This window comes from Qipengyuania sp. BR81-2 (genome assembly GCF_055693895.1).
The window spans coordinates 790714-814808 of the sequence record NZ_CM146344.1; the positions used below are offsets into that span (position 1 = coordinate 790714).

A 24095-nucleotide genomic window follows, 5' to 3' on the forward strand; every position below is an offset into this window, starting at 1 on the left:
TCTTGAGCAACGGCACGGAAAATGCCTCCGAGAACCTGCTCGACATAGCCGATTGCATGAGCGCGAGCTTCGCCCGCCGCAACGTGCTCGTATATCCCAACGACGTGCGCGAGCTGGGCGCCCTCACCAATGCACAGGGACAGGCCCTGCGCGAAGGCGGTTTCGGCAGCTTCGTACACGTCGAGCTCTCGCTCTCCCTGCGGCGCGAACTCGTCGACGATCCGGGTGCCCGGCAGGCCTTTCTCGGCTGCTTATCGATCGGCATTGCCGGGTGAGCGATATCGAGCGTCTCTACCGGCAGGGGCTCGTGGCGAGCACCAACCCCATGCGCGCCCGCCTCGATGCGGACCTTATGGAGGCGCTGGAGGCGTACGGAAGCCGCCACGGATCGGAAGCCGAGAGCCCGGGTGAACTCATTGCGATCCCTGCAGGCTTTGCCGCCGAACAGCTCGACCGCCTCGCACAATTGCAGCAGGCCCGGCAGGCCTTTGCCGTGCGCTACGACAAGGCGCTCGACGATCGCGAGAGAAACGCTGCGATCCTGCAGTTCGCCGAGGTCATGGGAGCCACCGGGTCGCAGGCCCGCTCCGATGCTCGCTATGTCGGCGAGCCCTTCGATATCGACGCGGTTCTCGAGCGCTTCCGCAGGCGGCGCGGCCAGTGCGAACGCGCGCTCAGTTTCGCTGCCGAGCGACTGGCGGCGATGGCCACCAGCGTTCAGTCGCACATGGAAATGGCCGACTGGCACGTCGCCCTCTCCACCCACGCCGCGCCCGCGCTCGAGCGGCTGCGCGCCCATGACGGCGATCCGCGCGTGCGGGCCGCGGCCTATCGCTGCCTTGCGCGCCTCGGACAGGCTGCCGAGCATGCACGCGACAATTTCTGGATCGACGCTTCGCTTCGCGACGTCAGGCGTGCCTCGCTGGACAATACCGAAGATTGCTGGGTCCAGTGCGAGGCGCTCGAGGCGCTCTTCAGGCTCGACCCCAAGTCGGTCGACGGCATCCTCGAACGGCGTCTCGCGGCTCCGAGCACCAACGGCACCACGCTGGTCGACGACAACCGCATATTCGTCCGCCGCAGGATCGCATTCCTGCTGGCGACCCATCTTGCCGACAACCGCCAGCTGGAAGCGCATCACGCCCGTATCTCGAGTGACGAGGACGGCGCGGTCAGGCAGGCCGTCGCCGAGAGCCTTCCGTTCATGCCGCGCGACATCGCGCGCAGCAGCGCAAGCCTGCTGGCCAAGGATTTCGACGCGCAGGTCAGGGCAACCTTGCTGGCGCGCGTTGGGCTGCTTGCCCCTACGCTCGGCGGTCAGGAAACGCTCGATCTCATCCTCGAACTGCTCGACGACGATGACGACGAATTCGTCACCCGCTGCGCGATCGCGGCGAGCGGCGAGTTCATCGACTGGGCCATTGCGGGGGACGAGTCCGAGACGCGGCACTGGGCGAAGGCGCTTCGGGGCCAGCTCGGAAATATCCGCCAGTCCGAGGCCAAGCCGCGCGTACGCCGCTGGGCGGGCGAGGCAAGCGAGAGGATCTGGCTCGCCTGCAGCGAGGAAGGCCGCGAAGTCGCCGGCATCCTGCTCTACGCAGCGCACCGGACCAGCGAGGGCAAGACGACCCGTCTTCCCGAGATCGCGCCATCCCTCGCGAAAGACGAAGCCTTGGTCGGGCGCGTCATGGCAGTGCTCACGCAGCAAGATTTCGGTCTCTCGCTGAGCAAGGGACAGGTCCCGCGCCTGACCCGCGGCGACGTGTTCGAACGGCGCATCTGGCGAACGCTCTACGAACTTAAACAAGGCGCGACCGACAAGCGACAGGCGTTCTACCACACCATAGGGCGCGTCTTCCGGGGCACGGTCATCGCTCCGTCCGCGCATCTTGCCGAACTCGCGCCGACAGCCGTTCCGGGAGAGCCGCTGCACATCGCGTCGGACGGTGGCTGGCGCAATTACGTCCCTTTGCCCGACTTTGCTCTGTCAGTCGTCGACGAGGGGGAAGAGGCGCGCATCTACACCAGCGAAGGGATTACCACGCTGTCCCCGCCCAAGGCGTTGAGAGAACGCTTCAGAATCTGGTGGCAGGTGACGCGCAACTTCGCCGAGCTGGCGGAATTGAGGAACACCGACCCGAGAGCCTATGTGGAACGGCTGACCAAGCTCGGCCTTGCCATCAAGCACGAGCCCTACTCCGAGGAGGAAGCCGACGAGGCCGGAGCGGCGCAGGACCCAGGCGTCACCCGGCTGTTCGATGTCGCAGGCGTGATCATGGTCATCCCGCTCCTGTGGGACGAGGTCGCGGCCTATGTCGCGACCGTCTACGAGAACTCGCTTCTCGAGCTTGCGATATTCCTGCTGATCCTCGCGCTCTATTTCTTCGGACGGCACGTCTGGAAGGCCTACCGTGTCAGGAAATACCGTCGCAGCATTGCCCTTTCGCTCGGTGGCTGGGGCACGCGCGGCAAGTCGGGCACGGAACGCCTGAAGGCGGCGCTGATGAACTCGCTCGGCGCCCCGCTGGTCTCCAAGACGACAGGCTGCGAGGCGATGTTCCTTCTCGGCGAACCCTATGGCGATCTCACCGAGCTGTTCCTCTTCCGCCCCTATGACAAGGCGACCATTTGGGAGCAGGCCGACTTGCTCGCCATCGCCGAGGGCGTGGGTGCGCGCAGCTTCCTGTGGGAATGCATGGCGCTCAATCCCAGCTTCGTGAAGATCCTCCAGCGCGACTGGATGAAGGACGATATCGCCACCATCACCAACACCTTCCCCGATCACGAGGACGTGCAGGGTCCGGCAGGCCGGAACGTGGCCGAGGTGATGTGCGAATTCGTGCCCGAGGATCTCGATCCTCGTGACCTCCGAGGAAGAGATGCTCCCGTTGCTGGAGGCGCGCGCGCAGAGCTTCGGCACGCGGGTCGAAACCGTGGGCTGGCGCGATGCCGGCCTGCTGCACAAGCGCCTGCTCGATCGCTTCCCCTATTCCGAGCACCCGAACAATATCGCGCTGGTCAATTCCATGGGCCGCGAGCTCGGGCTCGACCGGGATTACTGCATCAAGGAAATGGCTGACCGCGTGGTGGCCGACCTCGGCGTGCTCAAGGTCTATCCCAAGGCCGAAGTCGACGGCGCGACGCTCGAATTCGTGATGGGCATGTCCGCGAACGAGCGCTTCGGCGCGATGGGCAACTGGACGCGGATGGGCTTTGCCGATCACGATCTCTCGAGCGATCCGGGCGTGTTCGTGACCACGGTGGTCAACAACCGCGCCGACCGCGTGCCGCGCTCGCGCGTGTTTGCGAGCATGATCGTCAACGACATCAGCGCGGACCGGCACTTCCTCATCGGATCGAATATCGAGGGCCTGCTCGATTTCATCCACCAGGAGTGGGACGACTACGCCGCCTCAATCGACCTTGCCGCCGCCGAGGGCGGCAAGGAAGAAGCCTTCGATGCGCTGATGAAGCGACATCGCATCCCGCGCTCGCGCAAGGAGATCGAGTGGCGCCTCACCGCCATGCTGATCGAGCAGGGAGAGCACGATACCGCGGCCTATATCGCTGCATGGAAGAAGGGCGACCTTGACGCCGCGCTCGCCGAAAAGCTCACCCCCGACAGCGCTGCGCGCATGGCGGCTCACATCGCATCGCTCGACGAACGGCTCGAGACCTGCCTTGCGCTGCGCGGCATGCTCGACGGGGACCTCGATGCGCTGCATGCAAGGCTTCGCGACGTGCTGCGCGAACGCTTTCTCTCCAGCCTCGTGCCGGTCCGCGACTATTACACCAAGGGCGATACGCTGGTGCGCCAGATCGCGCGCGAGACACCTCCCGGCCTCCACAACCGCATCATGGGCCTGCAGAACATCAAGGGCACCGGGCTCGACTTCGTCTACACATGGCAGGCCTGGGACGCCGTCCATACGGCCTGCGAGGCTCTGGCGGGAGACGATCCGGGGGCCGTCGAGGCAGGCCTCCAGACGCTTTCGGGCTTTCAGGAATTCAATGCGCTCGCCGAGGCGAAAGTCCGCGCGACCGTCGCCGAGGTCGAGGCGCGCGGGACCATCACCGATGCGAGCGCCGCGCGCTCGCTTTCCGCGATTGTCGAGCGGATGGACGACCAGCTCAGCCGCCGGAAAGCCGATTTCGAGAACCGCTCCGACCAGGACGAAACGAAGAAAGGCGGCTCGATCGCTTCGTGGCTCACCGATTTCAGCGAGGGCTTCCTCGATGCGAGCGACGCCATCCGAAGGCGCAAGGCAGCGGAGCGGGTCTATCGCGCGGTGATGGCCGAGCAGATCAGTAGTGCGCGCGCCGCGCTCGAGCTGAAGCGCCTGACGATTAGGCAGAAGGGTGGCTGGCTGAGCGGTTGGCTGACCGAAACCGGCAATCGCCTGCGCGTCTTGCCGGCACGCTTCACGCGCAAGGGATAGGCGCCGGCACTAGAAGCGGTAGCCGACCTCGATCGAGAGGCGCGGCGTATTACCGTCGAAGCGCTCGTCATTGCTCGTACGCATTTCATATCCGGCACGAGCGCGCCCGAAGAGCCCGGTCGCACGACCGTAATCGACGCCGACCTGCGGCGTGATCGCATTGTCCTGCCGCGTCGCACCCGTGGCGTCGCCCCGTGCGATGCGGCCGGGGAACTTCCAAGTGCGGATGTCGACGCTGGCGCGCCCGCGGAACATCCGGCTGACCGGGTGGCTGTATTCGACCGAACCCGAGATGCGGTTGTAATCGCGCTCGTCGTCCGTGCTGTCGATGGTATCGGCAAAGCCGCCGACACGTACCCAGTGAAAGGAGCCGAGACGGCGGTTGTAGTGCCCGCCGAAGCGCGTGCCCGTGCCATCGGCGGGGCTAAGCTGGTCGTATTGCCGCTTGCGATATTCGCCATAGGCCTGAAAGCGGTTGCCGTCGGCTTCCCATTTCACCTGCGCGCGGGCGCGCTGCTGGTCGGCCGACAGGGCTTCGACGAAGACGAGGTTCTGCGAATAGACACCGCGCAGCGAGATCTCGAGATCCTCACCGAAATCGCGCGCGATCCCGATCTCGCCTTGCAGGACCTGGCGGTTCTCGCGCTCCTGGTCGAGATACTGGAAGATGCCGGCCGAACCCTTGGCCCAGAAGCGCAGGATGTTGAAATCCTTCTCCCCGCGCAGCGACATGTCCGCTCCGAAGCCCGAGCTGTCGAATTCGTCGTTCTGGAGGATGTCGCGCTTTGCGGCCACCCCGCGCGTCGAGACCGAGCCGGTAAATTCGCTGTCGGCAAACGCGGGCTCGCTGGCGAGCAGGCTCGCTGCGATGACCGGAAGGGCGATGATACGGGCGGCGTTCAAGGTGGGATACTCCGGAAAGTTTCGGCGCGGCGCGCCTCAGGCGCTCAGCAACACGCGCAGATTGTCCAATTGTTCGACATCGACGCTCTCGGGCGATGTCCTCAGGCGGTTGTCCAGCTCGCTACAGCGCGTCCCGAGATCGGCCTCGCCGAAGAAGGAAGCGACACCGGCAATCTGGTGCAGCTGGCGGGTCAGGTCTTCGAGCGAGCAGCCTTCGAGCTCGCCGGATGCAACGGCCTTGTCGATGGCCATGAGCGCTAGCGCCTTGCGCTCCGCAAAACGGCGCGAAAGGCCGGCGCTCGGCCTCGCAACCGGCTTTGCGGTCTCTGGTGCCGGCGATGCCTTGAGCCATGTGTCGAGGGCGGCGGCCAGCGCCTGGAGCTCGAGCGGCTTGGCCAGCGAGGCCTGCATTCCAGCAGCGCGGCTATGGGCTGCGGAATCAATGCCGACATCTGCGGAAAGCGCGAGGATCGGCAGCTTTTCGCCCCCGATCCCTGCCTCGCGAATGGCTTTCGCAGCAGCAAATCCGTCGATGACGGGAAGGCGGCGATCCATCAGGACGAGGTCGAAGGGCTCGCCCACCTGCTCGGCGCGGCGGACGTGTTCGATTGCCTGTCTGCCATCTGCGACGATCTCTGCCGAATATCCCAAACGTTGGAGCAACCCGCGTGTGACCTGCTGGCTCACCGGATCGTCCTCGGCGACGAGAATGCGCGCTGTCTGCATCCTGGCGGGTACGAAATCGACCTGTGCGGTCTCGTGGTCCACGCTTTCGGGTGCTTCTGCAACTGTCAGCGGCAGGGTGATCGTGAAGGTCGAGCCGACGCCCGGCTCGCTCTCGACCGAAATGGTCCCGCCAAGCAATTCGGCGAGCTGGGCGCTGATGGTCAGGCCGAGTCCGCTGCCGCCATAGTGGCGATCGGTGTCGTTCTCCGCCTGCGTGAATTTCTCGAAAATGCGGTCGAGCTTGTCGGCGGCGATCCCGATGCCGGTGTCGGTTACCGCGATGCAAAGGGCCTTGCCGCCGTCCGTAACACGTGCGGTGACATCGATCCTGCCGCTATGCGTGAACTTTACCGCATTCCCGACGAGATTTAGCATAATCTGGCGCAGGCGCGTGGGGTCGCTTTCGACCCACTCGGGCACATCGTCCTCGACTGCCAGCTCGAGGGCCACGCCCTTGCGCGCCGCGACCGGCGTCATCATCGTGAGGGCTGCAGCGAGCTTCTGGCGCAGGTCGAAGCTTTCCGACGCTACGTGGACCTGCCCGGCCTCGATCCGCGCGTTGTCGATCAGGTCGTTGAGCAGCGCGAGCATGGCGCGACCGGAATCGGCCAGCATTTCCAGATTGCCGCGTTTTTCCTCGTCGAGATCGCCTGCGAGCAGCACCTCCGTAAAGCCGATCACCCCGTTCATCGGCGTGCGGATTTCGTGGCTCATGTCGGCAAGGAAGGAAGCTTTCGCCTCGACCGCCGCATCGGCGCGCGCGTGTTCCGCAGCAATCTCCTGCGCCGCACGGCGCCTTAGCTGGGTCAGCGAGAAGATAAGCGAGCCGACGACTACGGAATTGGCGATCCAGAACGCTGTGATCCATTCGCCGTCCTGCAGGAAGCGGTGTGCGGCGAAGGCCGAGAGCCCGTAAATGGCACCGGTGATAACGGCAGCAGCGACGCTTCGGGAAACGGCATGGCCGCCCGGGAAAAGTCGCTGAAGAAGTGCACCCGTCTTCATATCCTTACCCACATCGCAGGATATGGTTAACAATCTGATAGTGACGATGACGGATTGCGGGGGCGCCGCGGTAGGTACTCGCAAAGGGAGTTTGCGACGAACCGAGGGAACCGGCTAAACAGTCTTTGCGTAATTATGCTAAGCCTGCAGAGGTCGCGGTGCTGCGCGGAATGGCATTCCCTGCGAACACCGCTACAGAACCCCTTCCCGCCCTTCAAAACGCGCGGGAGGGGGTTTTTCTTTGGGCAAAGCACTGGCAGTGTCCCTGTCCATGACCAAGCACCTGATTTCGCTGGCCGCTGCGCTGGCCCTCGCCGCCCCCCTCGCCGCACAGGATGAAGGCGAAGCCGCGCCCAGTCCCAACCAGATCGTCGAGCAGGCCGAGGCGAAAGAATGGGTGCCGATAGCGCCCGAGGATCTGCTGGTGATGACGCTGGCTCCGGACGCCGAGGGCAACGAGCGCAAGGTCGTGATCCAGCTGATGCCCGCGCCCTTTAGCGAGGCATGGACTGCGAACATCCGCACCTTCGCGCGCAGCGGCTGGTATGACGACATCACCGTCAACCGCGTGCAGGACAATTACGTCGTCCAGTGGGGCGATGCGAATTACGACAATCCGGAAAGCGACGGTCCGCCCAAGGAGTTGCCCGAGGGACTGCTGGAGACGGATGAACAGAAATACGTTGACGCCCACCGCGCGGCCGCTGCTGATTCAGGAAGGATCATTCTCTGGCACCCGAAGCCGGATCTACTCGATGTTTATGCCGATAGCGCCACGTTTGATCGCGGCTGGCCGGTCGGCCTCCAGATATCCGATGACACCCGAGTCATCACTCGCTGGCCCGTCCACTGCTACGGAATGGTCGGCGTGGGCCGAAACCTCTCGCCCGATGCGGGGACCGGCGCGGAACTCTACACGGTCATCGGTCATGCCCCGCGTCATCTCGATCGCAACATCGCGCTCGTCGGGCGGATAGTCGAAGGGATCGAACACCTTTCCTCGCTTCCCCGCGGCAAGGGCGTGCTCGGCTTCTACGAGGACGAGAGCCGGCGTACGCCGATCCTGACCGTCCGCGTCGCGAGCGACCTGCCCGAGGACGAGCGTCCGGTGTTCGAATATCTCGACACCGGAGGCAAGACCTTCGCGGCCTATGCCGTTGCGCGCGCCAACCGGCGGGATCCCTTCTTCAACGTATCCGCTGGCGGCGCGGACATCTGCAACATTCCTGTGCCAATCCGCCGGGTCGCGGAGTGAGCGAAAGCCTGTCCTGCACCCTCCCCCTGCGCCGCTGGCAGGGGGATCGCGGGACCTATCATCTCGTGACGATAACCGACGAGGAGGCCGAGGCTATCGCGGCGCACGCGCTGATGCACCGGCTCGAATTCGGCACGCAGCGCGGCTTCGGCTCGGTGAAAGTCATGGCCAGCGTCGGTCGCACGACATGGAAGACCTCGGTCTTCCCGCAGCGCGAGAAATCCGAATGGGTGCTGCTTGTCTCGAAGAAAGTGATGCGCGCAGAGGACCTGGCGGAAGGCGATCCGGTCGCGCTGGAGCTCAAGCTGCTCTAGAGCTTTTCCATCAGTTCGATGCGGTTGCCGAAAGGGTCCTGGATGTCGCCGCGGCGGTATCCTTCAAGCGGCTTTCCTTTCTTGAAACCGACACCGCAGGCCTCGAGCTTCGCCACGAGCGCGCCGAGGTTTTCGACCAGCAGCGCAGGGTGTGCGCGGCGCGCGGGAAGAAAGGCGTCCTCCACGCCGCAGTGGATCGTGATCCCCTCGCCTTCGAACCAGCAACCGCCGTTGAGGGCGAGATGCGCGGGCTTGGCGACTTCCTTGAGGCCCATGACGCCGCCCCAGAAATCGCGCGCGTGCGGTTCGCCGCCATGCGGCATGGCGAGCTGGACATGGTCGATGCCGGTGAGAAGGCTCATGCGCGCTCTGCCTGTGCGATGGCATCGCTGGCGCGCAGCGCACTGAGGATACGGGTGAGGTGCGCGAGGTCCTGTACTTCGAGGTCGACCTCATAAGTCGTGAAGGGATGGTCGAGCTGGGTCTGCTCGAGACTTTTCACGTTCACCGCGTTCTGCGCGAAGATGCCCGCCATCTCGGCAAGCGTACCCGGCCGGTCGTAAAGCGTCACGCGCAGGCGGCCCACCGCCCCGCGCGAGCGACGACCCCATGAAAGGTCGAGCCAGTCGCTATCGATGCCCGTTGCAAGCTTGTGGCAATCGATCGCGTGCACTTCGACCGCCTTGTCCTGCTGGCGTAACCCCACGATGCGGTCGCCCGGCACGGGGTGGCAGCATTCTGCAAGCGTGTAGCCCACACCCGGCGTCAACCCACGGATCGACAGACTCTTGCCGCTGCGCAGCCACTCGTCGTCCTCGTCGGCCATGCCCTCGGTGCAGCCGGGAACGAGCGCTTCCATCACGGCGCGGTCGGTGATCTTCGCAGCGCCGATGGCGTAGAAGAGATCTTCGGGCTCCTCCATCTCGAGCCGCTTCAGTGCATCGCGGAGAGCCTTCTTGCCGATCCGTGCAGGCACCCGGGTGACGATCTCGTCATAGAGCTTCTGGCCGAGATCGGCGATCTCGCTGCGTTCCTTCAGCCGCACCGCGCGGCGGATCGAGGCGCGTGCCTTGCCGGTGACGACGAATCCCAGCCAGCTCATCTGCGGCTCGGCATTCTTGCCCTTGATGATCTCCACCACGTCGCCGTTCCCGAGCTGTGTGCGCAGCGGCATGTGGCGCCCGTTGATCTTCGCGCCCACGGTCTGCGCGCCGAGATCGGTGTGCACCGCGAAGGCGAAATCGACTGCGGTCGAACCCTTGGGCAGCTGGTGCAGCGCGCCCTTTGGCGTGAAGGCGAAAATGCGATCCTGGTAGATCGCCATGCGCGTGTGTTCGAGCAGCTCTTCGGGATCGTGGCTCGCATCGACGATCTCGATCAGGTCGCGCAGCCAGCCCACCTGGCCATCGGGCCGCTCGTCCTGCTTGTAGGCCCAGTGCGCCGCCAGCCCGAACTCGTTGGTACGGTGCATTTCGCGGGTGCGGATCTGCACCTCGACACGCATCGACTTGCCGTAGATCAGCGAGGTGTGAAGGCTGCGATACCCGTTGGTCTTGGGCGTCGAGATGTAGTCCTTGAACTTGCCCGGAAGGAATTGCCACGTCGTGTGCAGGACGCCCATCGCGCGGTAGCAATCCGCGACATCGTCGCAGATTACGCGGAAGGCCATGATGTCGGTCACCTGCTCGAAACTGACGTGGCGTTCGGCCATCTTGCGCCAGATCGAATAGGGATGCTTCTCGCGGCCCGTGACCTCGACACTGAGGCCGGCATTGGCGAGCGCGTGCTTCATGTCGAGCGCGATGGCATCGACCTGTCCGCCATCCTGCGCGCGGATCTGCTCGAGCCGGTTGTTGATCGTGGCGAAGGCTTCGGGTTCGAGATGTTCGAAGGCGAGCAGCTGCATCTCGCGCATGTATTCGTACATGCCGACGCGCTCTGCCAGCGGCGCGTAGATCTCCATCGTCTCGCGCGCGATGCGCTGGCGCTTTTCCGGCTTCTTGATGAAGTGCAGCGTGCGCATGTTGTGGAGCCGGTCGCCCAGCTTCACCAGAAGCACGCGGATGTCCTCGCTCATGGCGAGCAGGAACTTGCGCAGGTTCTCCGCCGCACGCTCGTTCTCGGGCATCTGCTCGATCTTCGAGAGTTTGGTCACGCCGTCGACCAGCCGCGCGACGTCCTTGCCGAAATTGGCCTCGATGTCCTCGATCGTGGCGAGCGTGTCCTCGACCGTGTCGTGGAGCAGCGCCGTGGCGATGGTTTCCTGGTCGAGCTTGAGGTCGGTCATCAGGCCGGCGACTTCGACCGGGTGGCTGAAATAGGGGTCGCCGCTGGCGCGGGTCTGCGTGCCGTGCTTCTGCACCGTGTAGACATAGGCACGGTTCAGCATCGCCTCGTCGGCGTCGGGGTCGTAATCGAGGACCCGTTCTACGAGTTCGTACTGGCGCAGCATCTCTCAGCCACGATGTGGCCAAAGCGTGCTGCAATGCAACGCAAAAATCTCAGATTTTCTGTTCGAGCGCTTCGATGAACGGTGCTGGCTGGTCGAGACGGAAGGCAACGCGCTCGATCAAGCGGGTGCGGCCCATGAAACCATGATGGTCGAGCGGGCGCTTGAGCTTCAGGATTATGTTGGGGTGCGACAGGATCGCGGCGTTCAGCACCTCGGGCCGTTTCGTCTCGGCATCGCTGATCGAAGGCTCGATGGCCTCGATCGCGTCGAGGGGAACGCGCATGTCGATCAGCCAGCCCGATCGCACCCGCACGTGGCCTGCCTCGAGCAGGATCGGGTAGAGGCGGAAAGCCTTCATCAGTGCAACGATGAACAGCGCGCCCCAGATGCCGAGCGCGAGCAGCACCAGAGCAGCTGTCTCGCTCCAGTGACTGACGAGCAAGTCGACGACGACGATCTCGATCAGCTGGAGCACGAGAAAGGTCGCGATCATCGGATTGACGACGCGGTGGTAGGCAAACCCCTGCGCACCTGCGGGGACATCGGGCGCCTCGCCCCAGCGCAGCAGCGCGAGGCGGAGCATTGCGAGTTCCTTCGCGGCGAACACGACCAGCTGCGGCGGGAATACCTGTTCTGCGACGGCCATGAGCGACTGGCCTCGCCTGAGATCACGTACGAGGACCGAAGCGCTCCAGCCGAGCCACGCCAGCAAGGTAAGCCCCATGGCCATGGCAACCGCATGCATATCGAGAAGCGCCTCGCGAACCGGCGTCGCAGCACCGATGGTTGCCACGATGCATCCTGCGGCCAGCGCACCGAGGAGCGCGCGAACGCCTGGCCGATTTTTCGGCGTCTTGGCGATCAGCGCGAGCGCCAATGCGTCGGCGCAGAGCCAGAGGAAAAGGAGGGCGGCAGTCCGCGGGTGTTCGGCGGCGAGCGCTGTATGGGTAGCAAACCGCCCGGCAAGGATCGCGAGAAGCGGTACGAGGAAAAGCGCGGCCTTGCCGCCAAGTGCCCGAACGGAAAGCGCCACCAGCTATCTCCCTGTTTTGTCAAACGGGAGGTACCGGCTCTGGCGCCTTCCGGCAATCGCAGGCGCTGCACGCATTTGTGCAGCGCGCGCAATCAATCGCTGGCGAGCACCCGGTCGACACCAGCGCGCGTCACCGCGTGATAGCTGTCGCGTGTTTTCGCATAGATGCGCGTGGCGATCGGGCGGCCCCACTCTTCCTGGTCCCAGAGAGCGGCGAAGAGCGGGCGGACGAACTTGGCGCGGCCTACTTCGGCAAGGAAGCTTTCGACCTGCGGAACGGCGGGCTCGTAGCGGTTCTCCAACGCCATCTCGAGCCACAGGAAAAGGATCTCGTTGTTGCCGGTCTGCGACAGGCCTAGCGCCTGGTCGAGCGCCGATAGCTGACTTGCTGAAAGCTCTGCCGGCAGGTTGTCGAGGAAACGCATCTGCTCGGCCGCCGTCCAGCCCGCATAGGCTGCGGGCATGTGGCCCGAAGTCGAATATTGCGACACAGCTGCATCGACTTCGGCGAAGGCAGCCGGATCGGGCTTGGCGACATTTCCGGGAAGACCCGGCGCGAAAATCCAGTCGCGCAGCATCAGCGCCTCGGCCTCTGCATCGCTGGCCACGAGATTGGCCATCATGTCCTCGTAGAACATCTCGCTCGTCGCGGGCTGGAATGCGTGGTTGTCGAACCACTGGCGTAGCCATGCATCGAACCGCTCCCTGCCCGTGATCCGTTCGACCGTGCGCAGGAAGAAGGCGCCCTTGTCGTATGCGATCGCGCTGCCGAGCTGGTACTCGCCATCGGTAGCAAGCGCCGTGCCGGGAGCATCCGCTCCGACCTCGGCCAGTACCTCCTGAATATTGGCGTACATCAGCGCTGCTTCCTGTTCGGCGCGCTTCTTTCCGTAGACCGCCTCGACGATGCGGTTCTCGAAATAGGTGGTGACGCCTTCGTTGAGCCAGCTGTCGCCCCACACCGCATTGGTGACGAGGTTGCCCGACCAGCTGTGCGCCAGCTCGTGCGCGACGAGGCCGTTGTTCGAGCGGTCGCCCGCGATGAAGGTGGGCGTGAGAAAAGTCATCACCGGGTTCTCCATCCCGCCGTAAGGGAAAGCGGGCGGCAGGATGATCATGTCGTAGCGGCCCCAGCGATATTCGCCGTAGAGCGCCTCGGCAGCGACCACCATTTCCTCAGTATCGGCAACTTCGGCATAGGCGCGCGGCAGCACTGAAGGCTCCGCCCAGACGCCGGTACGCGGGCCGATTGCGCGGAAGTCGATGTCGCCGGCCGCGATCGCGATGAGATAGGGCGGGACGGGCTTGTCCATGACGAATGTAAATGCACGGCGACCGTCACCGAGGTCCTCGGGCTCGCCCTGCACCACGCCGCTCATCACCACGTCGAGCGGCTTGGGAGCAGTGATGCGCGCTTCCCAGGTCTGGCGGATTCCGGGGCTGTCCTGCGTCGGGATCCATGTCCGGTTGAGAATCGCCTGACCCTGACTGAAGAGGAAGGGATGGACCTTGCCCGCGGTCTGTTCGGGCGTGAGCCACTGCAGCGCCGCGGCATCGGCAGGCGAGCGGTACTCGATCCTCACATCGCTTGCGCCATCCAGTTCGATGGTGAGCGGTGCGCCCTTGCCGCCTCTCTCTGCCGCCTCGCCGATCTCGAACTCGAGTGCGCGGCCCGAAGCATCGGTCACACGGTCGATCTCCAGGCCGTTTGTATCGAGCACCAGGCTCTCGGCGCCCGGCGCGGCAAGTACGCGAAGTTCGGCGGCACCCGTGACGCGCTTCGCGTCGAAATCGAGGTCGAGATCGAGAGCGACATGGGTGACGCGCGCGACCTGCGGCTGCGCGTAGGTCAGCGTGTCGAGCGCTTCGGGGCCCGTCAGGATTGGAGAGACCATCGGCTCCGGGATGGCGGTCGAGACGACCGGCTCGCTCGTCGAGCCCGTGCAGGCGGCGGTTGCTAGCAGGAGGGCAAGGCCGGAGGCCACTTTCGAAACGGGGCGACGCATGGCTGTTCTCTTTCCGATTGATGGCTCGCCCCTGACAGGCGATGCGATTTTGACTCGCCGCGCTCTATCGACCATCCCGGCACCGCTTTCTACCCTGAGCATTGAATACCTACCCACGGACTTTCAAAATGCGCCGCATTGCGTATTGATAACGTTCACAACGACCCGGAGAGGCCCTGATGAACCGCTTTTCGACTCTTGCCCTGACCTGCGCCCTTGCGTTTGGGACTGCTGCCTCGGCGCATGACCACGCTGTCGGCGATGCGCTGGCCGACGCCATGACGCCGGAGCGCGAGTTGCTGTTTGCCGACGAATTCGATGCAGGCGCGCTAGACCGCGACAAGTGGATCGTCATCGGCACCGATTTCTGGGTCAATAACGAGCAGCAGGCCTATATCGACGATCCCTCCACCATCGCTTTCAAGGACGGCGTCGAGGGTGCGGAAGGCGGCGTTCTGGTGCTGAAACCGGTCTTCCGTCCGGGCTTCGATCCCAAGAAGGAGCGCAACGCGCCGTTCGTTTCGGGCCGGATCGAAAGCCAGGGCAAGTTCGACTTCACCCATGGCCGCGCCGAGGCGCGCATCAAGCTGCCCGACAATGTTGGCGTCTGGCCCGCCTTCTGGCTGCTCGGCAACGGCAAGTGGCCCGACACGGGCGAAATCGACATCATGGAATACGTCGGCGAGAAGGACTGGATCGGCGTGGCGCTCCACGGCCCGGGCTATTCGGGCGAGACACCGATCGTGAACAAGTTCTTCTTCCCCGAAGGCCTCGATGTGACCGACTGGCACACCTATTCGGTCGAGTGGACCGACCAGCAGGTCGACTTCATGGTCGACGGCCACGTCCTCTACCGCGCGACCAAGCCGATGGTCGAAAACTACGGCGACTGGCGCTTCGACAACGACAAGTACCTGATCCTCAACTTCGCGATGGGTGGCGCCTATCCGTTCAAGACGAACGGTATCGAGAAGCCGTACAACGGCATCCCGCAGGAGACGGTCGACGCGGTCAAGCGCGGCGAGGTGGAAATGCTGGTTGACTGGGTCCGGGTCTACGCGCCCGAGAACTGATCGACCTCACGCCGAATGGATCGCGGCGAAAGCTTCGATCCGTTCGATCCTGCCCGAGACGACCAGCACATCGCCCGGCATGATTACCGTGTCGGGCACCGCGTGGATGAAATCCTCGCCCTCGCGCTTCACGCCGATGACCGTGACGTCGTACTTGCGTCGGCATTCGCTGGTCACCAGCGGCACGCCGATGATCGGTTCGGGCGCGGCAAGCTTTGCAATAGCGAATTCATCGCCGAAACTGATGAAGTCGAGCAGCCGCTCGTTGAGGAGGCGCGCAACGCGTTCGCCCATCTTCTCTTCGGGGAAGACCACGTGATGCGCACCGGTTCGCTCGAGGATCCGGCCATGCTTTTCATTGGTCGCCTTCGCCCAGATGTTGGGCACGCCGAGGTCCGATAGCGCCAGCACAGCGAGGACGCTCGCCTCGATATCGGTACCGATGCCGACCACGGCCGAGGTAAAGCTTCTCGCGCCCAGCTTCTCCAGGCAATTGAAGTCGGTACAGTCGGCCTCGACCACCTGGGTGAGGTCGCGTGCATGTTCCTGCACGAGGATCGGATCGGTGTCCGCGCCCAGCACCTCGTGCCCCATCCTCTCTAGCGTGCGAGCGACCGAGCCGCCGAATCGCCCGAGGCCGATGACGAGGACGGGGTTGCGTGTATCAGCCGACAATGGGGTTCTCCTCGGGATAACGGTAAGGTCGCGGCTGGCCGCCAAGGGCCAGCGCGGTTGCAACGGTGATGGTGCCGACACGGCCGATGAACATCAGCGCTATGATGACGAGCTGCCCGGCAGGCGGAAGCTCTCCGGTTACTCCGGTCGAAAGGCCGACGGTCGAGAAAGCCGAAATGGTTTCGAACAGCAGGTCCTCAAATGCCAGCGGTGTAATGATCGCGAGATATGTCGTTGCGGCGAAGATCAGCGTGCCAGCCAGTACGATAACGGTAAGCGCCTGACGCTCGACCGCATGGCCGAACCGCTTGCCGAAAGCACCCGCATCGCGGCGACGGAGCACTTCGGACAGGACCACTGCGAGCAGCACGGCGAAGGTCGTGATCTTGATACCGCCGGCAGTACCGGCGCTACCGCCACCGATGAACATCAGGAAGTAGTTCGTCATCAGCGTCTCGTCGCGGAAGGAGCCGACATCGAGACTGTTGAAACCTGCCGTGCGCGGCATCACCGAATGGAACGCTGCGTTGAGCAATTTGCCGCCAACCCCCATGGGCCCGAGGGTGTCCGGATTGTCCCATTCCATCGCCAGGATCGCCAAGAACCCGCCTGCGAGAAGAATGATCGTGCCAGCCACGGTGATCTTGGTGTGCAGCGTCCAGCGTTTCCATTTGAAGCCATGGTGGCGAAGGTCCTGCATGACCGGAAAGCCCAGCGCGGTCAGGATGACGGCAAGCATGATCGGGACAAGCATCACACCGTCGTCCTGAAACCCCATCACGCTGTCGGAATAGCTGGAGAAACCGGCGTTGTTGAAAGCGCTGACGGCATGGAAAATGCCATGCCAGAGCGCCTCGCCCAAATCGTGATCGTAGACGAGCATCAGACGCGCGGTGAGGATTGCCGCGACCACCGCTTCCACCGTCAGTGTGATGACAAGCACGAGCTTGAGCACCGAACGCGCATCGCCCACGTCGAGACGGCTGCGCTCGACCTGCGTCGCCATCCTTTCGCGTAGCCCGAACCCGCGCCCTGCCATCAGGCCGAAGAGCGTGGCAGCTGTCATGATCCCGAAGCCGCCAATCTGGAACAGCAACAAGATCACCACCTGCCCGAAAGCGGACCAGTATGTCGCAGTATCCACTACAATGAGCCCCGTCACCGCAACAGCCGATGTCGAGGTGAAGAGCGCGGTCAGCAGGTCGGTCTGCGTACCCTCGGCGGTTGCGATCGGAAGCCAGAGGAGCAAGGTGCCCAGCCCTATCGCGCCCAGAAACAGGACGGGTATCAACCGGATGGGATCGCGGAGGGCATTCATCTGGGCCTATACTCCCAGCAACGATCTTGGTTTCAAATCGCCGACATGTCAGGAGGGCGTCACCAGCCGGCCGTCCTTCTCCTCCAGCCTGACGAGAAGCGGCAGCTTGCCACAGCGCCGCTGCACTTCCTCGCCGTTCGAAAGCGCGAAGCGATAGCCGTGCCAGGGACAAACCACCGCACCATCCTCGACAGGCGCCTTGTCCAGCGGGCCGAGCATGTGGGGGCAGAGAGCGGAATGGGCGATCCACTCGCCCTCGTGCCAGCGAATTACGAGAGGCGCACCATCATGGTCGACGCCGTTGGGCTGCTCGCGATCCAGATCGGCGATCTCTGCAAGAACGGTGTCCGCCGGCACGTTGGTCTGAGCGCGATTGCGGAATTTGTTTAGCGCATCCTGCCTTCCCGTCATCAGCGCCTGATCTTCGTCGTAAAGCGTCGCATACTGGTGGCGCAGAGCAGCGAGTATCATCTCGGACTGCGCCTCGCTTTCGGGCGGCTGCGGCAGGTAGAAATTGACCGAGACAACGATGCCGTCGTCGCCGTTCTCGCTTGCCTGCGTGTGGATTTCGACGCCCTGCCCGAAGCCTTCGACAACGGTCGTCGCCCAATAGTGTCGCGGCTTGTCGACGAGCAGTTCGACCGCCTGCATCCCGCCATTGTCGGGCAGCGCGGTCTTGCAGCGCCAGCCCCAGGTGCCCTGCTCGACCAGCTCGATATCCGCGAAGCTCGTGGGATGGACGAAGGGGAGATGCTCCCAATCGTAGGCATTCTCCATCATTCGCTGGAGACTGTTGGGGAGCTCGCGGCGATACTCGCCGAGGTAATGCAGAGTGTCGCGACGCGCGTAATCGATCTCGCGCGGGCGGCCGTCGAATGCGGCCCGGTCAGCCGGAGTCAGCTCCACGTCGCCTCGGGCGGAAGGCTCATCAGGATCGCATCGATATTGCCGCCGGTCTTGAGGCCGAACAGCGTGCCGCGATCATAGACGAGGTTGAATTCGGCATAGCGTCCGCGCCATTCGAGCTGCTGCGCCTTGTCTTCCGGCGTGAATTCGCTCTCCATCCGGCGACGGACCAGCTTCGGAAAGATGTCGAGGAAGGCCCCGCCGACGTCTTTCGTGAAAGCGAGATTGCGCTCGAAGGCGGCTTCGTTCTCGCACTCAAGGTGATCGTAGAAGATGCCGCCGACCCCGCGATGCACGCCGCGGTGGGGAATGTAGAAATAATCGTCCGCCCACTTCTTGAAACGTTCGTAATAGGTCGGGTTGTGCGCCGCACAGGCCGCGCGGAAGCGCGCATGGAAATCCTCGGTGTCTTCCTCGTAGGGAAGCGGCGGGTTGAGGTCCGCTCCGCCCCCGAACCACGCGGCCTGCGTCGTGAGGAAGCGCGTGTTCATATGGACGGCCGGCACATGCGGGTTCGCCATGTGCGCGACGAGGCTGATGCCGGTCGCGGTGAAGCTGGGGTTTTCCGGAGAAGCGCCGTTGATCGAGCCGGCGAATTCGGGCGCGAAATTGCCGCGCACGGTCGAGACGTTGACACCGACCTTTTCGAACACCTTGCCCTTCATCAACCCGCGCGTGCCGCCGCCCGGGTCCTCATTCCCTTCTTCCTCACGCTGCCAGCTGTCGTACTGGAACGCGGCATCGCTGCCCGCCTCGCGCTCGATGCTCTCGAACTCCGCGCAGATGCGGTCGCGCAGTGTTTCGAACCAGGTACGGGCAGTATCGGTTTGGCTAGTCCAGTCGGTCATGCTTAGGCCCTTGCCATTGCTGCGCGCAGGCGGCAATAGCGGCGCATGGTTCCCCTTTCGTTCGCTGGCGAGGAATGGCTCCTCACAGAAGGCCGTGCGCTTTACTGGCCCCGCGAGCGCGCGCTGCTGGTCGCCGACCTGCATCTTGAGAAGGGCAGCTTTTTCGCGGGTCACGGGCAGATGATCCCGCCCTACGACAGCCGCGAGACGCTGGAGCGTGTGGCGCTGGCCATCCGCGAGACGGGCGCGCGGCGCGTGATCACGCTGGGCGACAATTTCCACGATTCGGAAGGGTCGGCGCGTCTGGAGCCGCACGCCTGCGGGATGCTGGAGGCGCTGACCAAGGCAGTCGACTGGGTCTGGATCACCGGAAACCACGATCCCGACATGGAAGCGCGCTGCGGCGGTACACTCGCCGAGGAGCTCGAGATCGGGGGAACGATCCTGCGCCACCGCGCCAAGAAGGGCGAGACACGCCCTGAACTCTCGGGCCACTACCACCCGCGCCTTCAGGTAAAGGTCCGCCAGCGCATGATCCGCCGCCCCTGCGCGGTGGTGAGCGCGAACGAGGGCGCGGACGGAAAGCCCTCGGGCCGCATGATCCTGCCTGCCTTCGGGGCCTATACGGGCGGGATGAATGCCGCCGACCCGGCAATTCTCAAGGCGTTGCAGCCTGCCGACCGCATCGATGCAGTGGTTCCGGCAAAGGGAAAACTGGCCCGCTTCCCACTTTGGAAGGCTGCCTAGTTTTCGCCACTAGCGATTTGCGGTGTTTCACCCTACATAGCCACCACACAAAACGGCAGAATCAGGAGATTGCCCCATAGCCCGTCCACCCCGGCGCAGCATGCAAATGCCCGTGAAAAGCGGCCCGCGCTACGATAACATGATCAATGTCCCCAAGGTCCGCGTGATCGATCACGAAGGCGAGAACCTTGGAGTGATGTACACCCGCGAAGCGACCGAGCAGGCCAATGAACTGGGCCTCAACCTCGTCGAAGTGAGCCCCAATGCGGACCCGCCGGTGTGCAAGTTCCTCGATGTCGGCAAATATCGCTACGAGGCGCAGAAGAAGGCGAACCTCGCGCGCAAGACGCAGAAGACCCAAGACATCAAAGAGGTCAAGATGCGTCCGAACATCGATACGCACGACTATGACGTGAAGATGCGCAATGTCGTGAAGTTCATCGAAAACGGCGACAAGGTGAAGTGCACGCTGCGCTTCCGCGGCCGCGAAATGGCGCACCAGCAGCTGGGCATGGACCTGCTCAACCGCGTGCGCGACGACGTGGAAGACATTGCCAAGGTGGAAAGCTTCCCGCGTCTCGAAGGGCGCCAGATGCTCATGGTTCTCGCGCCGAAGTAAGCGCAGGCCAATCCAGATGGATTATGGGGCGGGCCTGTTGGTCCGCCCTTTTTGCGTGAAACTACGGCAACCGAAGTGGAACCGCCGTGTCCGACGAACGTCATGTGTTCTTGGGCTGCATCGACGAAATGCATCCAGTCATCGGCAGGCCACATTGAGGGCCTATAGACGGCCAAGTATAATCGTCGCGTCAATTTGAATTACTTGCGTCATTAGCAATCACAGCAATTTACCAGGGACTGCATCATGAAACTCCGTTCGATCGCAACTATGGCAGCGGTTGCCGCACTGGCCAGCGCCGCTCCCGCACAGGCGCAGGTCGAACAGACCGCCTTCGTGTCCGGCACCGCCGCCGATGCGGAGTTTGACCGGTTCGTCCCGCGCCCAACCGACGAGACCACCCAGATCGACTACGGCTTCTTCAACGAAGCGCTGGAATTCATGGTGCTGCGCATGGGCCCCTCGACCCGCCAGGGCGAGCGCCGTCCCGACGCCAATCTCGGCACGCGCCGCGTTTACGGGCACGATTCCCGCATTCGCCTCGAAGGCAACCGCGTCGTCTTCTCCTTCCTCGACGAGGCGGCGGTCGCTCCGCTCGCCGAGTACCGCCGCGACCTCGAGCGTATTGCCAGTGAAACCGATATCACTCGCCTCTCGCGCAACGAGCAGCTCGCCTTCTGGATGAACCTGCACAATGTTGCAGTGATCGAGCAGATCGCGCTTAACTATCCGGCACCCTCGCCCTCACGCCTCAAGCTCGGTCCGGACAAGACCCCGCTCGACACCACGCGCTTCATCAATGTCGCAGGCGTGGCGATGAGCCCGCGCGATATCCGCACCAAGATCGTCTTCCCGAACTGGAACAGCCCGGACGTGATCTATGGCTTTTTCCGCGGCGAAGTCGGCGGCCCGTCGATCTGGCGCCGTGCCTACACCGGCCAGAACATCAACGAACTGCTCGACATCTCGGCAAAGGAATTCGTGAACTCGCTGCGCGGCGTCGAGGCCTACGGCAGCAATTTGCTCGTCTCGGCAATCTACGAGGAAGCAGCCCCGTTCTACTTCCCGCAGATGGGCGAAGACCTGAAGGCGCACCTTTCGCGCCATGCTCAAGAAGAGGTCCAGGGCCTGATCGCGCGCAAGCCCGGCATCAAGGTCAACACCTATGTCGACACCGTTGCCGATCTTGCCGGCGGTGAGCGCGAGCCGATCTACAGTACGATCCTGAGCGACGGAAACGCACAGGGCACGCGCATCACCCCTTCGATCGCGCGTCTCATGATCGAACGCGGCGAGAAGCTCGAGAAGCTGCGCCGCGAAGGCCTGCTGCGCGGCCGCGTCATCGTGCTCCCGCCGACCGGCTCGGAAGAAACACCGCCGGCTGCTCCCGAAGTGGAATAAGTTGAAAAGCGTCCAGTATTTGGCCGGTTAGCCCGTTAGTGTTACTCTCTCCCCGTATATTTCAGGGAGAGAGAACATGCGGATAGCCCTGCTTGCTATTCTTCTGGCCGGCACTTCGGTGCCTGCAGTTGCCGAAAGCGCCGGCGCTTTCGCGGTAACGCAGCCTGCGGCGACGTCGACCAGCAATCCCGGCAATACGATCGCGTCCCGCTTTTCCCCACGCCAGGACACGGTCGACACGCGTATCGACTATGCCGCCTGGGACGAGGCGCTCGAGTATTTCGTATTCTACATGGGCCCGTCCGAGCGGCGCATCATGCCCAAGGTGATCCCGCAGATCGGGACGCGGTTCGTCTTCGGCCACGATTCCGGACTGCGCCTCGAAGGCAACCGCATCGGCTTCTCCTTCCTCGAGGACGAGCAGCGCGAGGCACTCACCGCCTATCGCGGGGAACTTGAGGCGCTGGGAAGCCAGCTGGACATCGCCAGCCTCCCGCGCAACGAACAGCTCGCCTACTGGCTCAACCTCCACAATGTGGCGGTGATCGAACAGCTCGCCCTCGCCTATCCCCTCAGCCGACCTTCGGACCTCAGGATCGGCGAAAACGGGGCCGCGCTGGACGAGGCGAAGTTCCTCAATGTCGACGGGGTCGCGCTGAGCCTCAAGGACATCAGGACGCAGATCGTCTATCCCAACTGGCGCGACCCGAGCGTCATCTACGGCTTCTTCCGCGGCGAGATCGGCGGACCGACCATCCAGAAAAGCGCCTTCAATGCCGACAATGTGAGCCTGCTGCTGCAAAGCTCTGCACGCGATTTCGTCAACTCGCTGCGCGGTGTCGAGAAACGCGGCAAGACGCTCCACATCTCGCGTCTCTACGAAGAGGCGATGCCCTTCTTCTTCACCGACGGAGACGAGGCCTTGCGCGCGCACCTGTCCTCCTACGCACGCGACGACGTGAAGGCGGACATTGCAAGGACCAGCAGGATCCGCGCCTCGATTTACGAATACGACATTTCGGATCTCGCCCGCGGCGACCGCGCGCCCGAATACCAGCCGACCGGCATCATCCTCGATCCGATCATGCCCGGTGTCGACACGATGGAGCCGCCATACGCGCCGATCGGCGTGCCCTACCACATTGCGCGGGTGGTCGAAGAGAAGGTCGACAAGCTCGAACGCATGCGGAGGAAGGGCGAGCTACGCGGCACCGTGATCGTGATCGATCCGGAAAACCCAGATGCGGTCGAACCTGGTCGCGAGGTCGAATAGGCGAGGCCGAGCGGCAGTCACCTGAAGGGGCAGGCCCGCTTGCAATTCAGCGGGTGGGCCATAGTATCGACTTCCTGGAGTTTGCTCGGGGGGGTCTCATGAAAGTCAGTTCGAGTCTGATAGCGCTCATCGGCGCTGCGTCGCTGGCTGCTTGCGGTGGTGGTTCTGGCGGTGGGGGAACATCAGGTCCCGCACCGAGCCCGTCTCCTTCGCCCTCGCCCTCGCCGAGCCCCACATTCACTTACACCAAGTTCGCCGACCTGACCGGTGACCAGGATTTCCCGACCGCCTGCGTGGAAGCCGAAGGTTCGCCGATCGGCACGCTTCGCAATGCCATCCCTCGCCAGATGGGCAGGAACGGCAATCTCACTTACACAGCGAGCACCGACAGCTGGACGGTGAACGACGGGATCGGACGCAACGAGACTTTCGGCCCTGCCGATCTCGTCAGCACCACCGCCAATTCGGACAGCTACGAAAAACCGAGCGGGTTCGGCCCCCTCAACCGCTTCCAGATATTCCGCAACAGCGATACCGGCATCGATTTCGAGTATATGCGCTCGACATTCACCCTGCTGTTCGATGGCGCCAATCCGCCCGGCTACACGAGTTGCTATTCCGGCGTGCCGACCGATCCGGACGACGTGCCGTCCGAGGCGACAGTCACGTATACCGATCTCAGGATCGGCGGCTTCGTGATCGACGAGGTACCCGGCGGCTCTCCGCCGTCGGAATTCAAGACCATTATCGGCGGTTCGGGTACGCTGACCGGCAATACGCAGAGCGGCGAGCTGACTATCGACATCAGCCTGACGGTCGAGGACGCCGGCGGCGTGCAATCGACCATCACGCCTATCCGGGGGACGGTCGGCACCGAATTCAATGGTGACGTCGCCGGCTACTCTGGCTTCCTCAATGCGGGAGCCGTGCCCGAGTACACTATCGCTGGCGGCTACTTCGGCCCCGAAGGGCGCGAGACGGGCTTTATCTTCCATGCCGCCATCGATCAGAACGCTGATGGCGTTCCGGAAAGATCGATCTATGGCGGCGTCGCGGCCAAGCGTTAGGCCGGATCAGGCAAAGGGGAACGGGCTCTTGGCGA

20 protein-coding genes are annotated in these 24095 nt (G+C 63.7%); 10 read left to right on the forward strand and 10 right to left on the reverse strand.

The genetic code is table 11. The annotated features are described in order from the left end of the window. Positions 1 to 2 precede the first annotated feature (2 nt). Both ACZ1G8_RS03870 and ACZ1G8_RS03875 read left to right on the forward strand, forming a co-directional pair. Entirely contained in the window at positions 3 to 275 is a 273-nt protein-coding gene (locus ACZ1G8_RS03870) for a hypothetical protein (protein ID WP_472680477.1), read from the forward strand. Then, positions 272 to 3079 (forward strand): hypothetical protein, encoded by a 2808-nt coding sequence (locus ACZ1G8_RS03875; RefSeq protein ID WP_472680478.1) that lies wholly within the window; start codon positions 272 to 274, stop codon positions 3077 to 3079. The genes ACZ1G8_RS03870 and ACZ1G8_RS03875 overlap by 4 nt, the downstream gene beginning before the upstream one ends. A 1369-nt stretch (positions 3080 to 4448) precedes the next feature. Here ACZ1G8_RS03875 and ACZ1G8_RS03880 read toward each other — a convergent pair. Both ACZ1G8_RS03880 and ACZ1G8_RS03885 read right to left on the reverse strand, forming a co-directional pair. After that, on the reverse strand, positions 4449 to 5342 hold the full coding sequence (locus ACZ1G8_RS03880) for a hypothetical protein (protein ID WP_472680479.1): 894 nt from the start codon (positions 5340 to 5342) through the stop codon (positions 4449 to 4451). Positions 5343 to 5378: 36 nt separating this feature from the next. Continuing rightward, positions 5379 to 7073, reverse strand: a complete 1695-nt coding sequence (locus ACZ1G8_RS03885; RefSeq protein WP_472680480.1) for an ATP-binding protein — start codon at positions 7071 to 7073, stop codon at positions 5379 to 5381. A 271-nt stretch (positions 7074 to 7344) separates the two neighbouring features. On the opposite strand from ACZ1G8_RS03885, the gene ACZ1G8_RS03890 reads away from it, so the two are divergent. Both ACZ1G8_RS03890 and ACZ1G8_RS03895 read left to right on the forward strand, forming a co-directional pair. Next, positions 7345 to 8328: a peptidylprolyl isomerase gene (locus tag ACZ1G8_RS03890; RefSeq protein WP_472680481.1), complete on the forward strand. Its 984-nt coding sequence runs from the start codon at positions 7345 to 7347 to the stop codon at positions 8326 to 8328. Beyond that, entirely contained in the window at positions 8325 to 8642 is a 318-nt protein-coding gene (locus ACZ1G8_RS03895; RefSeq protein WP_472680482.1) for a DUF1905 domain-containing protein, read from the forward strand. The genes ACZ1G8_RS03890 and ACZ1G8_RS03895 overlap by 4 nt, the downstream gene beginning before the upstream one ends. On the opposite strand, the gene ACZ1G8_RS03900 is transcribed toward ACZ1G8_RS03895, so the two are convergent. The 4 genes from ACZ1G8_RS03900 to ACZ1G8_RS03915 form a co-directional block, all read right to left on the reverse strand. Beyond that, positions 8639 to 9004, reverse strand: coding sequence for a VOC family protein (locus ACZ1G8_RS03900; RefSeq protein ID WP_472680483.1), 366 nt, complete (start codon positions 9002 to 9004; stop codon positions 8639 to 8641). The genes ACZ1G8_RS03895 and ACZ1G8_RS03900 overlap by 4 nt on opposite strands. Next, a complete protein-coding gene (locus ACZ1G8_RS03905; protein ID WP_472680484.1) occupies positions 9001 to 11094 on the reverse strand; it encodes a RelA/SpoT family protein in 2094 nt (697 codons plus the stop codon). Before ACZ1G8_RS03905 ends, ACZ1G8_RS03900 begins: the two co-directional genes overlap by 4 nt. A 49-nt stretch (positions 11095 to 11143) precedes the next feature. Next, positions 11144 to 12127, reverse strand: coding sequence for a hypothetical protein (locus ACZ1G8_RS03910; RefSeq protein WP_472680485.1), 984 nt, complete (start codon positions 12125 to 12127; stop codon positions 11144 to 11146). A 92-nt stretch (positions 12128 to 12219) separates the two neighbouring features. Beyond that, entirely contained in the window at positions 12220 to 14133 is a 1914-nt protein-coding gene (locus ACZ1G8_RS03915) for a M1 family metallopeptidase (RefSeq protein WP_472680486.1), read from the reverse strand. 179 nt (positions 14134 to 14312) lie between these two features. On the opposite strand from ACZ1G8_RS03915, the gene ACZ1G8_RS03920 reads away from it, so the two are divergent. Next, positions 14313 to 15206, forward strand: a complete 894-nt coding sequence (locus ACZ1G8_RS03920; protein WP_472680487.1) for a glycoside hydrolase family 16 protein — start codon at positions 14313 to 14315, stop codon at positions 15204 to 15206. A gap of 6 nt (positions 15207 to 15212) precedes the next feature. On the opposite strand, the gene ACZ1G8_RS03925 is transcribed toward ACZ1G8_RS03920, so the two are convergent. From ACZ1G8_RS03925 to hemF, 4 genes are read right to left on the reverse strand one after another with little or no spacing between them, the layout of a single operon-like run. Beyond that, entirely contained in the window at positions 15213 to 15881 is a 669-nt protein-coding gene (locus ACZ1G8_RS03925; protein WP_472680488.1) for a potassium channel family protein, read from the reverse strand. Then, positions 15871 to 17199, reverse strand: a complete 1329-nt coding sequence (locus tag ACZ1G8_RS03930; RefSeq protein ID WP_472680489.1) for a TrkH family potassium uptake protein — start codon at positions 17197 to 17199, stop codon at positions 15871 to 15873. The genes ACZ1G8_RS03925 and ACZ1G8_RS03930 overlap by 11 nt, the downstream gene beginning before the upstream one ends. 48 nt (positions 17200 to 17247) lie before the next feature. Continuing rightward, a complete protein-coding gene (locus tag ACZ1G8_RS03935) occupies positions 17248 to 18105 on the reverse strand; it encodes a Rieske (2Fe-2S) protein (RefSeq protein WP_472680490.1) in 858 nt (285 codons plus the stop codon). Continuing rightward, on the reverse strand, positions 18096 to 18953 hold the full coding sequence (gene hemF / locus ACZ1G8_RS03940) for an oxygen-dependent coproporphyrinogen oxidase (RefSeq protein WP_472680491.1): 858 nt from the start codon (positions 18951 to 18953) through the stop codon (positions 18096 to 18098). The genes ACZ1G8_RS03935 and hemF overlap by 10 nt, the downstream gene beginning before the upstream one ends. 45 nt (positions 18954 to 18998) lie before the next feature. On the opposite strand from hemF, the gene pdeM reads away from it, so the two are divergent. The 5 genes from pdeM to ACZ1G8_RS03965 all read left to right on the forward strand — a co-directional run bounded on the left by pdeM (position 18999) and on the right by ACZ1G8_RS03965 (position 24060). Further along, positions 18999 to 19700 (forward strand): ligase-associated DNA damage response endonuclease PdeM, encoded by a 702-nt coding sequence (pdeM, locus tag ACZ1G8_RS03945; RefSeq protein ID WP_221427660.1) that lies wholly within the window; start codon positions 18999 to 19001, stop codon positions 19698 to 19700. 100 nt (positions 19701 to 19800) lie between these two features. Then, entirely contained in the window at positions 19801 to 20319 is a 519-nt protein-coding gene (infC, locus tag ACZ1G8_RS03950; protein WP_472680492.1) for a translation initiation factor IF-3, read from the forward strand. Positions 20320 to 20565: 246 nt separating this feature from the next. Beyond that, on the forward strand, positions 20566 to 21720 hold the full coding sequence (locus tag ACZ1G8_RS03955; RefSeq protein ID WP_472680493.1) for a DUF547 domain-containing protein: 1155 nt from the start codon (positions 20566 to 20568) through the stop codon (positions 21718 to 21720). A 76-nt stretch (positions 21721 to 21796) separates the two neighbouring features. Then, positions 21797 to 22993, forward strand: coding sequence for a DUF547 domain-containing protein (locus ACZ1G8_RS03960; RefSeq protein ID WP_472680494.1), 1197 nt, complete (start codon positions 21797 to 21799; stop codon positions 22991 to 22993). Between the two features lie 98 nt (positions 22994 to 23091). Then, positions 23092 to 24060, forward strand: a complete 969-nt coding sequence (locus ACZ1G8_RS03965) for a hypothetical protein (RefSeq protein WP_472680495.1) — start codon at positions 23092 to 23094, stop codon at positions 24058 to 24060. The last annotated feature ends 35 nt before the right edge of the window (positions 24061 to 24095 follow it).